Origin of the sequence: Actinokineospora enzanensis DSM 44649 (genome assembly GCF_000374445.1) — a bacterium.
Lineage (GTDB): Bacteria > Actinomycetota > Actinomycetes > Mycobacteriales > Pseudonocardiaceae > Actinokineospora > Actinokineospora enzanensis.
In genome coordinates this window covers 219944-234673 of the sequence record NZ_KB894409.1, presented here as the reverse complement: position 1 = coordinate 234673, position 14730 = coordinate 219944, and the positions used below count along the sequence as shown (strand labels likewise).

Genomic DNA, 14730 nt, shown 5'->3' with positions numbered 1-14730 from the left:
AACACGCACACCCCACCAGGGTCGCCACCTACATCCGCAACCACTGGCACATCGAAAACCGACTCCACTGGGTCCGCGACGTCACCTACACCGAAGACGCATCCCACGTCCGCACCGGCAACGCACCCCGCGTCATGGCCAGCCTCCGCAACCTCGCCATCAACACCCTGCGCCACCACGGATGGAACAACATCGCCCAAGGCCTACGCCACATGAGCCGCAACCCACACCGACCACTCACACTGCTCGGAATCCCCACCCACTAACAAAACGACTTTGCCGACCCCCTGCTCCCTCCCGGGGGGCTTACCCGCCCTATACGTGGAACCCTAGGTGGCCCGGCTCGTTGTCAATATCCCCCGACCGTGAGCTGTGGATGAATCGGCGGGGTTGTGGACAACTCCACCGCCCGCGCGACGAGCACGACCGCGACACCGCCGCCGGTCACCAGGGCACGGTTCCGGCGTCGTCGAAGAACCCGCCGGTCGGTCCGTCGTCGGGCAGGGTGGCGAGGTGGATCGCGATCGCCGCGCCCTGCTGCGGAGTGCGGACGCCCTGGAAGCCGTTGAGGTCGGTGGCGGTGAAGCCGGGGCAGCCGGAGTTGACCAGGATGCCAGCGTCGCCCAGCTCCTTGGCGTACTGGACGGTGACGGCGTTGAGGAACGTCTTGGACGCCAGGTACGCGGCGGGAACCGGGCCCATGTCGATGTCGGGTGTGGTCTGCAGGGCGAGCGAGCCGACGCTGCTGGACATGTTCACGACCCGCGGCGATGCCGAACCGCGCAGCATGGGCAGCATCGCGTTGGTGACCCGGATGACCCCGATCACGTTGGTCTCCACCACGACTCGCACGGTCGCGGGATCGACCCTGCTGGGCGTCTGCGGCATACCGCCGGTGATCGCGGCGTTGTTGACCAGGACATCCAGCCCGCCCGCGTGCTCGGCGACCAGCTCGGCCGCGGCGGCCACACTCGCGTCGTCCGCCACGTCGAGCGGGACGCCGAACGCGTCGGTCCCGGCCGCGCGCAGCTTCGCGACCGCGGTGTCGCGGCGCTGTCGATCCCGCGCGCCCACGCCGATCCGCCAGCCGAGCGCGCCCAGGCCCGCCGCGATCTCGTATCCGATTCCTTTGTTCGCACCGGTCACCAGCGCGATCGTTGGTCCACCCATGCCGTCAAGCGTGGTGCGGACCCGGGTGACACGTCCAAGACCGACTGGGTGGGCGGCGATACCGCACGGGTATCGGTACTGGTCAGCGCCGGATACGATGACGCGGTGGAGACGCGGGAGCTTCGGTACTTCGTAGCCATCGCGGAGGAGCTGCACTTCGGGCGGGCGGCGCAGCGGCTCGCCATGGCGCAACCACCGCTGTCGCGGGCGATCCAGCAGCTTGAGCGGCGGCTCGGCGTGGTCCTGTTGCACCGCACTGCTCGCGCGGTCGCGTTGACCGAGGCCGGAATGGTGCTTCTGCGGGAGGCCCGGGTCGCGCTCGACGCGGTCGAGGCCGCCGAGCGCCGCACCCGCCGCGCGGCCGCCGAACAGCCCGGTGTCGTGCTGGCCACGAAAGCCGGAGCGGCAGGCGAACTGTTGTCGAAGCTGCTGGCCGCCTACGCCGCCGAGCCCGGCGCGGTCGCCGTCGAGGTCCTGCTGTGCGGACCCGGCGAGCAGGAAAGGCTGCTGCGCGACGGACGCGCCGACGTCGCCCTGCTCCAACGGCCCTTCGACACGACGGCCGGACTCGACACCGAGGACCTGTACACGGAACAGCAGGTCGTGGTCCTGCCCGCCGGGCACCTCTCGGCAGACCGATCCCACATGTCGATGGCCGAGGTCACCACTCGCACGGACCTGCCCCTACCCCGCTGGCCGCGACGGGACGGCAGCTATCCGGACGGACCCGGCCCACAGGTGCGCGACCACACCCAGCTGTTCCAGCTGATCGCGCTCGGACGTGCCTGCGCGGTCGTGCCCGAGTCCCTCCGCGCCCACCTGCGCGACGACCACGCGACAGTGCCCGTGCCGGACGCACCGCCTGTCACGACCGTCATCGCCTGGCCCCCACACAGCAGATCCAAAGCCGTCGCCGACCTCGTCCGCACCGCGACACGCCTCTAACCAACGGCAGCAGATACCAGCCCCGCCACAGCAAACCCACCGAAAGCAGGCCCCGCCCAACCAGGGGGCGGGCCCACTGGAAGACAAACTAAGCGATCTTGGCCGCTGTCAATATCCCCCGGTCGAGAACTGTGGACAAGTCGACCCGGTTGTGGACAGACACGGTTCCCCGCGTACACCGAGAGACCGCAAACCCGGAAACCCTGTCCGGACAACAGAAACCACGCCTACTCCTTCGAGGAGATAAGCGCGGCAACCCCGTCCAACACCCGCTCCAACGACCACTGGAACGTGTCATCCTCCCCGTCGTCCTTGTCCATCATCCCGGACGCCACGATCGAGATCAGCTCCGGGAACTCCGCCGGATGCAGGATCTTGAGCAGCATGTCCTTGTACTGCGGCATGATCTCCTCGGGATCCGGTTCCAGGCGCCCCAGGTCCACCGCCAACGTGCCCTCGTTCCGGACCAGCCCGCTGATCAGCAGCATCGTCGACATCTTCTCCTCGGCGTCCAGCGGCGTCCCGCGCAGCGCACGCAGCCCGGCCTCCATCCACCGCAGCTGGTGCGGGGTCAGCGGCGGCCCGGCGATCGGGATGCGGACCACCCAGGCGTGCGCCCGCAGCGCCTCCAGACTGCGCCAGGCCAGGGCCGACAGGTCCGCGCGCCAGTCCTCGCCGGTGACGGACGCGGTGTCCAGGTCGGCGTAGACCGCGTCGGTCATCAGGGTCAGCAGCTCGTCCTTCGCCTTGACGTACCGGTACAGCGACATCGCGCTGGTGCCCAGCTCGGTGGCCACCCGGCTCATCGAGACCGCGTCCAGGCCGTCCTGGTCGGCGACCGCCACCCCTGCTTTCACGATCCGCTCAAGGCTGAGCGCCCGCTTGGGGCCTCGGGAGGGGCGTTCCCGCAGGCCCCAGGCCGATTCCAGGCTCGCTGGCAGGCCGCTGTCGGTGTCCATGGTGGTCGGGTGCCTCGCTTTCGGCGGAACTGGGGTTGACGACCAGCATACTTCTGCGTATAGCATAAGCAGTAGCGCGTATGAGATACGCAGTAACGAGAGGACGAGGTCATGGCCACCGCACAAGCCGGACGCAGGGAATGGATCGGCCTGGCCGTCCTCGTGCTGCCCTGCCTGCTCATCTCCATGGACGTCAGCGTGCTGTTCTTCGCCCTGCCGTTCATCAGCGCCGACCTGGCGCCCACCGGCGTACAGCAGCTCTGGATCATGGACAGCTACAGCTTCGCCCTGGCCGGGCTGCTGATCACCATGGGCGCCCTCGGCGACCGCATCGGCCGCCGCAAGCTACTGCTCATCGGCGCCGCCGCGTTCGGCGTCGCCTCGGTCGTTGCCGCCTACTCCGGCACCCCGGAGCTGCTGATCATCACCCGCGGCCTGCTCGGCATCGCGGGCTCCACCCTGATGCCGTCCACGCTGTCGCTGATCCGCACCATGTTCCAGAACGACGGCCAGCGCAAGACCGCCATCGCGGTGTGGACCGGCGGCCTCACCCTGGGCGCCACCATCGGCCCGATCGTCGGTGGCTTCCTGCTCGACCACTTCTGGTGGGGCTCGGCGTTCCTGATCAACGTGCCCGCCATGGCCCTGCTGCTCATCCTCGGCCCGATCCTGCTGCCCGAGTACCGCGCCGCCAAGCCCGGCCGCTTCGACTTCTCCGGCGCGCTGCTCTCCCTGGTCGCGGTGCTCGCGGTGATCTACGGCATCAAGCAGATCGCGGTCGACGGCTTCCAGCCGCTGCCCGTCGCCGCCGTCGTCATCGGCCTGGTGCTCGCCGCCGTCTTCGTGCACCGCCAGCGCACCGGCGCCTCGCCGCTGTTCGACGTCGCCCTGTTCCGCGTCCGGGCCTTCGGCGGCGCGGTGACGGTCAACGTGGTCGCGATGTTCTGCTTCGTCGGCTCGACCTTCTTCACCACCCAGTACATGCAGCTCGTCCTCGGCCTCCGCCCCTTCACCGCCGCCCTGTGGTCGCTGGCCGCCATGCCGCTGATCGCCATCGCGATGACGGTGTCCAGCATCCTGGCCGCCAAGGTCCGCCCGGCCGTCCTGGTCACCGCGGGCCTGGTCATCCTCACGGTGTCGTTCGCCGAACTCACCCAGCTGACCCCGGACTCGTCGATCTGGCTCGTCCTCCTCGGCGCCGGTGGCGTCGGCGCGGGTGTCCTGGTCACCACCTCACTGACCTCGGACCTGATGCTCTCCGCCGCCCCGGCCGAACACGCGGGCGCCGCCTCCGCCGTCTCGGAGACCGGCAGCGAGCTCGGCGGCGCCCTCGGCATGGCCATCCTGGGCACCATCGGCGCGGCCATCTACCGCTCCGACATGGCCGACACCACCCAGTCCGCCCCCGACACCCTCGGCGCCGCCATCGCCACCGGTGACCCCACGATCATCGCGGCGGGCCGGGCGGCCTTCACCCACGGCATGACCATCACCGCCACCGCAGCCGCCGTCATCGCCGCCGTCCTGGCCCTGGTCGCCTACCGCGCCCTCCGCCACCTGCCCGCCCCGGCCCCCGCGGCCGAGGAACCCGCCGTCGAGGCCGAACCCGCCCTCGCCTGACCCTCGCCCAAGCCCACGACGCCACCCGGCCCGCCGGGTGGCGTCGTTTTTGGTGGATGAACTCGATGACCTGTGGGCAACTCGCCTGAAGCTGTCGCACCGAACGAATGCGCCTGATCGGCGAGCCGAAACCCGCCCCTACGCAGCCCCCACCACTCCCGGGGGGACGACCCCGAGCCATCGTATCGAGGTCGGGGGGGGTCGTTCGAAGAGGGGCGAACGGGCTGTGGATGGATTCGGGGGTTGTGGATAACGGCGAGCTGGGGAAACAGCGGGCGTGACCCGGACGGGGAAGGGAAATCACCCGGAAAAGCCGACGAGGCCACCCGGGTATGGGTGGCCTCGTCGGCGGTCACCGGACGCGGGCGTCGGCCTGGTCCGCGCGCGTCCGGTGGCGTTCTCGGGAAGGGGTCAGGCGCCCGCGGCGATGTCGTTGTCCTCGGCGTTCTCGTCGCGGACCTTGTCGGCGGCCTTCGGGCCCTTGCCGTTGGTACGGCGGCGGTTGCCCTGGCGGGGCAGCGTGGTGGGCGGCGGCGGGGTGGGCTGACCGCCGCCGAGCATCAGTTCGGCGAAGGTGGCCATGGCCTCGTCCAGGTGACCGCCGATGCGGCGGACCGACTCGTCGTTGCTGCGGCGCACCAGGGTCTCCACCGAGTCCGAGTCCGGGCGGTGCGACAGCGTGCCCTCGACCTTGCTCAGGCCGCGCTCGATCGCGCCGCCCAGATCGCCCAGTCGCGCGGTGAAACCGTCCTCGACGGTGTCCAGCCGGGTGGCCATCTCGTCCAGGCGCGCGGTGACCTTCTCCAGCCGCTGGGCCAGCGACTCCAGGCGGTCGCTGGCGTCCACCGTCTCCTTGGTCTCGCGGAGCGCGTCCTGCAGCGCGCCGGTCGCCTCGTCCAGCTTGCCGTGCACCGCCGAGCGCGACTCGCCCACCGCGTCCCGGATGCCGGACAGCACCTGCGCGGCCGCGTCGTGCTTGCCGTGCAGCGCGTCCGAGGTCTCGGTGAACCGGCCCTGCAGCGCGTTCGTCGACTCGGCCACCGCGCCGCGCACCGCGTCGCCCTGCTCGCCGACCGCGCGGGCCAGCGCGTCCTTGGTGCCGTCGAGGTGCTCGTGCACGCCCTCGTCGACCTCGTCCAGACGGCCGCGCAGCGCGGTCTCCAGGATCTCGATGCGCTCGCGCACCGGGCCCTGCACCGCGCCGGGCACCTGCTCCAGCCTGCCGTCCTGCTTGTCCAGGTGGTGGTCCAGCTCGTCGATCCGGCGGTGGATGTTGGCGAGCTTGTCCTCCAAGCCGTCCATCCGGCCCGCGACCCCCTCGAACCGCCCCGCGACCCCGTCCAGCCGACCGTCGAGCTGCGCGAACGGGGTGGCGAGCTTGTCCACGATGCTCTCCACCGCGCGCCCGATCGCCGCGATCGCGGTGTCCTGCGCCTCCAGCTTGCCCATCGCCTCGTCCAGCCGCTCGGCGAGCACGCTCACCTCGGTGCGGTCGGGCATCTCGGACAGCCGCTTGCGCACCGACCCGATGGACTCCAGCGGCGACAGTCGCGCGTGGATCTCGTCCAGGGCGTCGAAGATCTGCTGCTGTTCGCTCTCACGAATCTCGGCCGCGCGCGTGAGCATGTTGCGCATCCGGTCGAACGACACCGTCGGGTTGTTTTCGTTCACGGAGGTGACCTTCGTCCTGGGGAGGGGAGAGGGAGTCGGTGGTGCGGGAGACGGAGCGGACGCAGGGGAGCCTAGCCAGTCCCAGAAGGCGTCCATACACCACCCGTTGCTCAGTCGTCGGTCCGGACACGCCAGATTAATCCGTTTGGTGGACGGCCATCCAGCGGTATCCCGTGCTCTCAACACACCTTACGTGACCACCCAGCTACCCGATCGGGTGGCGCCTCGGTGCTGGGTACCGTGGTGCCCATGTCGATTCCCGCGGCCGCGCCGGTCAGTCTGGACACCATTCGCAGCGCGCCGAAAGTGCTGCTGCACGACCACCTCGACGGCGGTCTGCGCCCCGGCACGGTGATCGACCTCGCCGAGGCGAGCGGCTACCGCGACCTGCCGACCACGGACGTCGCGGAGCTCGGCAGGTGGTTTCGCGCGGCGGCCGACTCGGGGTCGCTGGTCCGGTACCTGGAGACCTTCGCGCACACGTGCGGTGTCATGCAGGACATAGATGCACTCGTTCGGGTGGCGGCCGAATGCGCCGAGGACCTGGCGGAGGACGGAGTCGTCTACGCCGAAGTGCGGTACGCCCCGGAACTGTTCACCGAACGAGGCCTCGGCCTCGACCCGATCGTGGAGGCCGTCCAGGCGGGCTTCCGCGAGGGCGAACGCCGCGCGGCGGCGGCCGGGCGGACGATCCGGATCGGAACCCTGCTGTGTGCCATGCGCCAGAACGCGCGCTCGTTGGAAATCGCCGAACTCGCGGTGCGCTACCGGGACGCGGGCGTGGTCGGGTTCGACATCGCCGGGCCGGAGGCGGGCTTCCCGCCCACCCGCAACCTGGACGCGTTCGAGTACCTGCGCCGGGAGAACGCCCACTTCACCATCCACGCGGGCGAGGCATTCGGCCTGCCGTCCATCTGGGAAGCAATCCAACACTGCGGCGCGGAGCGCCTGGGCCACGGCGTTCGGATCGTCGACGACATCAAGGTCGGTGCGAACGGCGAGGTCGAACTGGGATTGCTCGCGTCCTACGTGCGCGACCGGCGAATCCCGCTGGAAATGTGCCCGACCTCCAACCTCCAGACCGGCGCGGCGGCCTCGATCGCCGAACACCCGATCGGCCTGCTGACCAAGCTCCGCTTCCGCGTCACGGTCAACACGGACAACCGCCTGATGAGCGGCTGCACGGTATCCAGCGAGATGGCAGCCCTGTGCGACGCGTTCGGGTACGGGTGGGCGGACCTTCGGTGGTTCACCATCAACGCGATGAAGTCCGCCTTCATCGGCTTTGAAGAGCGACTGGACATCATCAACAACGTCATCAAACCGGGCTACGCCAAGCTTCTGGGCGAGTGACTCAGCTGCACCGGGTGACGAGAGCTTCGCCCGACCGGGCGCTGTGGATACGGAACTATGCACTCTGATCAATTCGTTCGCTCAAATGAAACAGTGGCGGGCGAGCGGGGCGGGAGTGTGCGTGCGGGCCGAGGATGCCGACCGTCGCGGGCTGGTGGTTAGACGCTGACAGCCGCGGCGCAGACAGCAGTGACAGTCAGCTCCGCCTCCGGCCAGTCAGAAGTTGCCAGTGCCGACAGCCACTCGGTCGATCTGAGCCGCGATGCCGATAGCCACTCGCGTCAGGTGGCCTCGGCCTTGGGCAGCCGGGGCCGGCCGCCTTGGACCGGGCTGACCGGCCCGGGGGCACGGTGCCTGCGGGGTGGTGTCACGGGTTGGCGAGGGACTCGGCGTCGGGGGGAGTCGGGGCTGGCTGCCGGCCCGGGGTGCGAGTTTCCGTGGACTGGGCGTTGCCGGGGCGGCCCTCGTGGACGTGGCGGCTGAGGTCGGGAAGCGCGGGTGCGGGACGAGGCGGGGTGGCCGCGGGGACGAGGTCGGGTACGGGCAAGGTCGGGTGTGGCGGCGGCCAGGAGGTTGCGCCGGGGCTGGAAACGCGGAACGGGGGAGGCCCGGTGGACGGGCCTCCCCCGTTCGCGAGGAGTGGTTAGCGGGTGACCAGGCGGTCTTCCAGGTTTTGGACGAGCTTGGCCCAGCCTGCGGACTCGGTTTCGAACGGCGGGCTGGGGGCCAGCCGGGTGGGGTCGGGGGCCAGGATGAAGCTGACCAGCCAGCCCAGGCTTTCGGACTGGTTGAGGGCCTCAGCCACCGATTCGTCGCCTGCCCAGTCGGCGGCGTCGGTGAGGAGTTCGACGGCGAGGTCGAGCTGGACCGGGTCGACGGCGTCGACGCCCTCGCCGAGGTCGTCGGTCAGGCCCTGCAGCACGTAGGTGTTGTCGGTGTCGACGGCCAGGTCGAGGCTGCCGTCGGTGGCCTTGGCGGCGACATCGGACCAGGTGGAGACCTCGGTGAGGTCGTTGTCGGACAGGTCCTCGGTGGCCAGGTACTTGGCCAGGGCGCGCGGCGAGGTGGCGACGTCGATCTTGCCCGCGGTGCCCAGGAAGACCGGTTCGTCGTCGAGGTAGCAGCGCAGCGTGTAGTACTCGGCGCCGTCGGTGATGATCTTGATGGGGTCGATGCCGACCTCGGCCCAGAAGCCGACCGGGCCGGTTTCCTCGGCCTCGGGCTCCTCGGCCTCCAGGTCGTCGGCGTCCTCCGCGTCGGCGGACTCGGCGGCCTCGGCGTGGAAGGCGACGAGCTCCTCGGCGCTCTTCTCCAGCGCGGCCTCGTCCACGTCGGGGACGGCGATGACCGAGTCGAGGGCGTCGAGGACCTCGTCCCAGCGTTCGGAGATGGTCTCGGCCATGTCGGTCCACAGGCGTTCGCCGTCCCGGCCGGTGAACGGGAAGGTGCCCTGCTCCAGCACGGCGAAGCCGTCGGTGGCGTTGAGGACCTCGTGCACCTCGTCCAGCTCGCACACGTCGGCGAGCGCGCGGACGATGGTGATGATGTCGGCCAGCTCGTTGACCGTCCAGGTGTCCGGTTCCTCGGCGACCAGCTCCGGCACGCCGACCAGGTCGTACTGGTGGGCCTCGTCCGGCATCAGCTCGGCCACCGACAGCGCGGGCACCAGGTGCCAGGCCGGGTGGTCGGACAGGTCGTGTTCCTCGGTGGTCCGCACGAACGCCGCCAGGTGCGCGGCGTCGGGGAACGCGTAGAGGTCGTCCTCGTGGCCGAGGAACGCCTCCCACTCCTCACCGTCTTCCCGCCACCGCGGTGCCCACAGCGTGACGACGTCACCCTGGGGCAGCCCCAACTCGATCGGGACGATGTCCTGGGCCATTGGAGGTCCTCCTGGTCGCGCAGCCATCGGCGTACGTCGCGCCCCGCGGACAACGCGTGGCGCGACGGCAGCCTACGGGGTGCGGATCACCGGTCGGAACGTAGGGAGGACAGGTCGAAGGAGAGTGGGTCGTCGGGATCGAAACCGTCGTTTTCGACCGTGTCGCGGCCCACTCGCGCCGGGCCGGTGCCGTTGCCATCGGCCGGTCGGGACGACCCCGCGCCGGGTAACGGGTTGCCTTGTCCGGCAACCGAAGGCGCGGTGTCGGACCGGGTGGTCCAGTCCGGTTGGGACAGTGTGCTCGCACCGCCATGCGCGTGCATCCGCTCGTCGCGTCTGCGCTGGAACTCCTCGGCCGTGATGCCGGGGCCGGTATCACGGCGCGCGGGCGCCGCTCGACCGGACAGCATCTCGATCGCGTAGGTCATCGAGTCGCCGAGCAGCGGGGCCAGCCGGTTGTAGCCCGCCTGGGTGGCCTGGTCCATGGCCGCCTCGGCCACCAGGACGATCAACCGGCCCAGCTGTTCCGGGCCCCAGCGCACCGCGTCCGGGCGCAGCCACAGCTCCAGCAGCTTGCCGCGGCCGTCCACGGTGACCTTGATGCTGCCGTGGTTGTCGTACGCCGTGCCGCGCACCTCGGCCAGCACGGTGTCCACCGACGCCAGCGCCTCCTGCCGGGCCCGGCCGTCGGCGATGAGCTGCCGGGTGCTGCGCTCCACCGGCTCCCGCTCGGTCATCTGGACCCCCGCTTCGGCGGCCGGGCGCCCAGCGGGGCGTCGAAGACGGCGTTCTCCGGCGTGTCGGCCGGGTCCTCGGGGGCGGGCTCGTAGCCGAGCGAGCTGAGGTGCTTCTCGCCCTCCGGACCCAGCACGGGCGCCAGCGTGCGGTGCATGTTCGCCCCGGCGCGCCGGGTGGCGCGCTCGGCCACGGCCATGACCTGCGCGGCGAGCGCGTCCGCCCCGGCGTCGAGCGCGGCGGCGGTCAGCTTGACCTCGGAGAGCAGCCCGCCAGGGCGCACGACGACCGAGACCGAGCCGTCACCGCTGGTCGCGCGGCCGACCACCGGGCCGAGCCGCTCGACGCGCTCGCGCGCCTCCTCGGCCACCCGGTCGACCCGCCGCACCACCTGCTCGGCCTCGTACTCGACATCGATCTCCACGCGCTCGCCTCCCAGTTCGTCCTACCCGGCCCGTGCCCGGTCAACCCGTCGGGCGGAAGAAGCCCACGAAGGGCATCCCCATGTTGGTCGTGCGCAGCGGCCCGACCTGCACCGGGTCGCCCGCCTCGACGATCTGCCCGTTGCCGATGTACATCGCCACATGCCCCTCCCAACACACCAGGTCGCCGGGCAGCAGCTGGTCGGCCGACGGCACCTCGGCGCCGATGTCCTGCTCCCGCGAGGTGCGCGGCAGCTCCAGGCCGCCCTCGCCGTAGGCGTACTGGGTGAGGCCGCTGCAGTCGAGCCCCACGCCCGGGGTGGTGCCGCCCCACACGTAGGGCACGCCGAGCTGGCCCAGCGCGGCGCGCACGGCGCGGGCGGCGGTCTCGTTGGGCGCCTGCACGGTGCTGCCGTCGGGCAGGTTGACCGCCACGCCGGTGCCCGGCTGCGGCGGGATCGCCATCGGCAACCTGCGCTTGGTGACCGCGCCGCCACCACCCCCGCCGCCGTGGAAGCCGCCCCCGCCACCTCCGCCTCCGCCACCACCCCCGCTATTGCGCTGGGTGTAGGCGGCGGGTGCTGGCGGCGCCGAGGCCGACGCGGCCGATGTGGACCCGCTGTCTCCGCTCAGCCGGGTGACGACCCCGGTGAGCTGGGTCATCACCGACTCCAGGTTGGTGGAGGTGTCGCCGGTGAGCTGGGCGGCGTAGCGGGCCAGCTCGGTGAGCTTCTGCTGCGCACCCGCCGGGTCGCCCGCCTGCCGCAGCGCCGCCGCGGCCTGTAACAGCTCCGCGGCCTTCCGGTGGAACTCGTCGATCTGGTCCTGGTTGACCTTCTGGCCCACCTTGAGGATGTCGCTCGCCTCGCGCACCGCCTGTTGCACGTTGGCGCTGTACTGGCCCAGGTCGGCGCCGGTGGCCTGCTGCGCGGTGACATCCTGCTGGTGGCGCAGCGAGCTCTGCCCGGACCAGCCCTCGCGCAGGGTGGCCGCGTGCCGGGACGCGTCCTGGTCGAGCGTGGCCAGCGTGTTCGTGACGCCCGCGTGCGCCCGGCCCAGGCTGTCGATGGCGTCGTCGTCGGTGGCCAGGTGCCGCTGCGCGGTCGCGGCGGGCTGGACCATCGGGTCCAGCAGATCGCGCACCCCGGGATTCACGACGGTTCACCCGCCGCGCGGCGCAGCGCGGCGGCCGCGTCGTCCTCCGTGCCGGACAGGTTCGTCCAGGTGTTGCGCACGGCCTCGGCCGTGCCGCCCATGCTGTCGGCCAGCCCGCGTACCCCGTGCAGCTGCCGGGTGGTGGCCGTGCGCAGCGCGTCCGCCAGCCCCACCTCGCTGCCGATCCTGGAGAACGCGTGCTCGTGGAACCCCGCGTGCCCGTCCAGGTCGCGGTCGGCCACCCCGCGCAGCCGTTCGGCCAGCGGGGCCACCCCCGCCGTGTACGCGTGGAACGCCTCTTCCTCGCCGCGGTAGCCGCCCGAACCGCCCATGCCCGACTCGCCCATTGCCGCCTCCCCATTCCCCGCGCCGCCCCAACCGCCGCGAGCCCCGTCCGGAACGCTCCCCGCGCCCGGTTTCCCAAGGTTAGGACACCGCGCTCGACGGGGCGGCGAGTTGTCCACATGCCCTGGTCAGGGCCGGTATGATGGGGTCGTCCAGCGGTACGGCGGAGGGAGCCAGGGGTGGCCTCGGTGCACGATGTGGCGGCGGCCGTGCTGGCCCGCACGGGTCCCGAGTCGCCGATGAAGCTGCAGAAACTCCTCTACTACGTGCAGGGCTGGCACCTGGGGCGGTTCGGCGAGCCGCTGTTCCCCGACCGGATCGAGGCCTGGCGGGCCGGGCCGGTGGTGCCCGAGGTCTACCGGCGCCACGAGGGCAGCCGGGAGGTGGCCGACTGGCCAGGGGGTGATCCCGGAGCGCTGTCCGAGGCGGACGGCGAGCTGGTCGACACGGTGGTGGCCCGCTACGGCGGCTTCGACCGCCACCAGCTCAGCGCGATGACGCACGAGGAGGAACCCTGGCGGGCCGCCCGCGGCGACCTGCCGGACCACGCGCCCAGCCGGGCCCGGCTGTCCGAGGCGGTGATGGCCCGGTTCTTCGGCCGGTTGATGGCCGACCCGGCCACGGCCGCCGCGGAGGCGGAGGCGAACACCCGGCTGGAGGGCCTGACGGTCTCCCCGGCCGCGACCGCCGCCGCCCGCGAGGTCGCCGACGGCGCGCTCAGCACCGACGAGGCTGTCCAGCGGCGCCTGCGGGAGCTCCTCGGCACCTGATCCACCGGACCGAGCGACAACAGAACACGGGTATCGCGTGACCGACCCCTATCTGGACCCCGAAACCGGCGTGCTGCGCAACATCCATGGTTTCACCGACGCCACCACGCTGGCTGACGCCGAACGGGACCTCGCCTATCTTCGCGATGAAGAATTAAAGCGCTTACCCTTACCCGGCGGCTACGACACCGCGCATCTGCGCGCATTCCACCGGCACCTGTTCGGCGACATCTACGACTGGGCAGGCAAACCCCGCCTGGTCGATATTTCCCGCGGCGACTCGCCTTTCGCGCATTGGCGGCACGTCGAACCCGCGCTGGACGACCTGTTCGCGAAACTGCGCGCCGAGCGCCTGCTGTCCGGTCTGGACCCGGCGGCCTTCCTGGCGCGGTTCACCTACTTCTTCGCCGAGGTCAACGCCGTGCACCCGTTCCGCGAGGGCAACGGTCGCGCGCAGCGGGCCTTCTTCCGCCAGCTCGCGCTGTTCGCGGGCTGGCGCCTGGACTTCGCCCGCCTGGACCGGGCGGGCTACCTGGCGGGCTGCGTGGCCGCCATGGTCGGCGAGTTCGACGTGCTGGCCGTCCAGTTCGAACGGGCGCTCGTCGGGCCCGCCTGAACGGGCCGGTGCCCCCGCAGCGACCTGGACGGATCGCGACGGGGGCACGCGGTGGACTCCTCCCCGGCACAGGGCCACCGGGGGCGGTAAGCCCGTCTGACCTGCTCTGTCGGCGTCAGCAGCCGCCGGACTCGGCGAAGGCCAGACCGTGTCGACTAGGCCACGCGCCAGAGAGCGGGCACGTTCGGCGGCTCCCAGCCCGGCTGGGCCTGGTGGCCCTGCAGGCAGACGTAGTTCACGCCGCCGTAGCTGACCTTGGCGCCCGCCGCGTAGTTGGTGCCCGCGGCCCAGGTGCCGCTCGGCGGTGCGGTGGTCGTGGTCGGGTTGGTGGTGCTGGTCGGACCCGTGGGGCGGGTCGTGGTGGTGGTGGTCGGCGGGGTCCCGTTGACGTTCAGCACGAAGTCGTAGGACGCCGTCTTGCCGTTGCCCACGGTCTGCACGTTCATCAGCAGCCGGGGGTCGTAGATGGTGTCGGTGTTGTTGCGCGGCTCGCCCGGGAAGTACAGCTGGGTGGTGACGATCCGGCCGTTCGCGTTCTGCAGCTTGACGTGGATGTGCCGGGTGCGGCCGGGGTAGAGGCCGGGCACGATCGTGGTCAGGGTGAACTTGCCGCTGGCGTCGGTGTACTGGTGGCCGCGGTAGCGGTAGGTGGTGTTGTCGTAGTTGCCGCCGTTGTCGGCCTGCCAGAAGTCCAGCAGGACGTGGGCGAGCGGCTGGCACTGGCGGCCGAACACGTAGCCGCTGACGGTCAGCGCGGTGCCCGGGTAGCCGGGCTCCACGATCGAACCGCGCTCCGGGGAGCCCGGCTTGAAGTACGGGCCCTCGGTCTGCTCGATGGTCGGCGAGTCGCCGTCGTTGCAGTCCGGGGTGAGCTCCAGGAGGGTGCCGTTGGCGGCGTCCTCGGCCTTGGTGCGGGCCAGCGCGGGTACGCCGACCAGCGCGATCGGGGCCGCGACACCGGCGGCGATGGCGGCCCGCAGGACAGCCTTGCGGCTGACCTTGCCGTCGTGTCCGGGTGTCTGTTCAGGTGTGGGTTCGCCGTGCAGGGGCGCGTCCATGCCTAGCTCCTTGTTTGGTGGGGGCGCCGGGG

The 14730-nt window shown here is 71.1% G+C and carries 15 protein-coding genes; 6 read left to right on the top strand and 9 right to left on the bottom strand.

Annotated features, from left to right (window positions below):
* On the top strand, nucleotides 1-266 hold a 266-nt coding region (locus tag C503_RS0112025; RefSeq protein WP_026316207.1), incomplete at its 5' end, for an ISAs1 family transposase.
* Between the two features lie 178 nt (nucleotides 267-444).
* On the opposite strand, the gene C503_RS0112020 is transcribed toward C503_RS0112025, so the two are convergent.
* Nucleotides 445-1170, bottom strand: a complete 726-nt coding sequence (locus C503_RS0112020; protein WP_026316206.1) for an SDR family NAD(P)-dependent oxidoreductase — start codon at nucleotides 1168-1170, stop codon at nucleotides 445-447.
* A 105-nt stretch (nucleotides 1171-1275) separates the two neighbouring features.
* Here C503_RS0112020 and C503_RS0112015 point away from each other — a divergent pair, with 105 nt between their 5' ends.
* The gene (locus C503_RS0112015; protein WP_026316205.1) at nucleotides 1276-2115 is read left to right on the top strand and encodes a LysR family transcriptional regulator; all 840 of its coding nucleotides are present in this window, start codon (nucleotides 1276-1278) and stop codon (nucleotides 2113-2115) included.
* 227 nt (nucleotides 2116-2342) lie between these two features.
* Here the strand turns inward: C503_RS0112015 and C503_RS0112010 are convergent, their stop codons facing one another.
* Nucleotides 2343-3074 carry a TetR/AcrR family transcriptional regulator gene (locus tag C503_RS0112010; RefSeq protein WP_026316204.1) on the bottom strand — a complete coding sequence of 244 codons (732 nt, stop codon included), beginning with the start codon at nucleotides 3072-3074 and terminating at the stop codon, nucleotides 2343-2345.
* 111 nt (nucleotides 3075-3185) lie between these two features.
* On the opposite strand from C503_RS0112010, the gene C503_RS0112005 reads away from it, so the two are divergent.
* Nucleotides 3186-4694 (top strand): MFS transporter, encoded by a 1509-nt coding sequence (locus C503_RS0112005; protein WP_018682451.1) that lies wholly within the window; start codon nucleotides 3186-3188, stop codon nucleotides 4692-4694.
* A 411-nt stretch (nucleotides 4695-5105) separates the two neighbouring features.
* Here the strand turns inward: C503_RS0112005 and C503_RS0112000 are convergent, their stop codons facing one another.
* Nucleotides 5106-6329, bottom strand: coding sequence for a coiled-coil domain-containing protein (locus C503_RS0112000; protein WP_084477040.1), 1224 nt, complete (start codon nucleotides 6327-6329; stop codon nucleotides 5106-5108).
* A 285-nt stretch (nucleotides 6330-6614) separates the two neighbouring features.
* Between C503_RS0112000 and C503_RS0111995 the strand changes: the two genes are divergently transcribed.
* Nucleotides 6615-7718, top strand: coding sequence for an adenosine deaminase (locus tag C503_RS0111995; protein WP_051114804.1), 1104 nt, complete (start codon nucleotides 6615-6617; stop codon nucleotides 7716-7718).
* A gap of 643 nt (nucleotides 7719-8361) precedes the next feature.
* On the opposite strand, the gene C503_RS0111990 is transcribed toward C503_RS0111995, so the two are convergent.
* From C503_RS0111990 to C503_RS0111970, 5 genes are all read right to left on the bottom strand, one after another.
* Nucleotides 8362-9597, bottom strand: a complete 1236-nt coding sequence (locus tag C503_RS0111990) for a hypothetical protein (protein WP_018682448.1) — start codon at nucleotides 9595-9597, stop codon at nucleotides 8362-8364.
* Nucleotides 9598-9683: 86 nt separating this feature from the next.
* Nucleotides 9684-10334, bottom strand: coding sequence for a YbaB/EbfC family nucleoid-associated protein (locus C503_RS0111985; RefSeq protein ID WP_018682447.1), 651 nt, complete (start codon nucleotides 10332-10334; stop codon nucleotides 9684-9686).
* Complete coding sequence (locus C503_RS0111980; RefSeq protein WP_018682446.1) at nucleotides 10331-10756, bottom strand: YbaB/EbfC family nucleoid-associated protein; 426 nt, start codon at nucleotides 10754-10756, stop codon at nucleotides 10331-10333. The genes C503_RS0111985 and C503_RS0111980 overlap by 4 nt, the downstream gene beginning before the upstream one ends.
* 40 nt (nucleotides 10757-10796) lie before the next feature.
* Nucleotides 10797-11897: a C40 family peptidase gene (locus tag C503_RS47285; RefSeq protein WP_245572455.1), complete on the bottom strand. Its 1101-nt coding sequence runs from the start codon at nucleotides 11895-11897 to the stop codon at nucleotides 10797-10799.
* A gap of 8 nt (nucleotides 11898-11905) precedes the next feature.
* On the bottom strand, nucleotides 11906-12256 hold the full coding sequence (locus C503_RS0111970; protein WP_018682444.1) for a hypothetical protein: 351 nt from the start codon (nucleotides 12254-12256) through the stop codon (nucleotides 11906-11908).
* Nucleotides 12257-12433: 177 nt separating this feature from the next.
* On the opposite strand from C503_RS0111970, the gene C503_RS0111965 reads away from it, so the two are divergent.
* Nucleotides 12434-13024: a Panacea domain-containing protein gene (locus tag C503_RS0111965; protein ID WP_018682443.1), complete on the top strand. Its 591-nt coding sequence runs from the start codon at nucleotides 12434-12436 to the stop codon at nucleotides 13022-13024.
* Between the two features lie 37 nt (nucleotides 13025-13061).
* The gene (locus C503_RS0111960; RefSeq protein WP_018682442.1) at nucleotides 13062-13640 is read left to right on the top strand and encodes a Fic/DOC family protein; all 579 of its coding nucleotides are present in this window, start codon (nucleotides 13062-13064) and stop codon (nucleotides 13638-13640) included.
* Nucleotides 13641-13795: 155 nt separating this feature from the next.
* Here C503_RS0111960 and C503_RS0111955 read toward each other — a convergent pair whose 3' ends face one another.
* Nucleotides 13796-14698: a dioxygenase family protein gene (locus C503_RS0111955; RefSeq protein ID WP_018682441.1), complete on the bottom strand. Its 903-nt coding sequence runs from the start codon at nucleotides 14696-14698 to the stop codon at nucleotides 13796-13798.
* Between the last annotated feature and the right edge of the window lie 32 nt (nucleotides 14699-14730).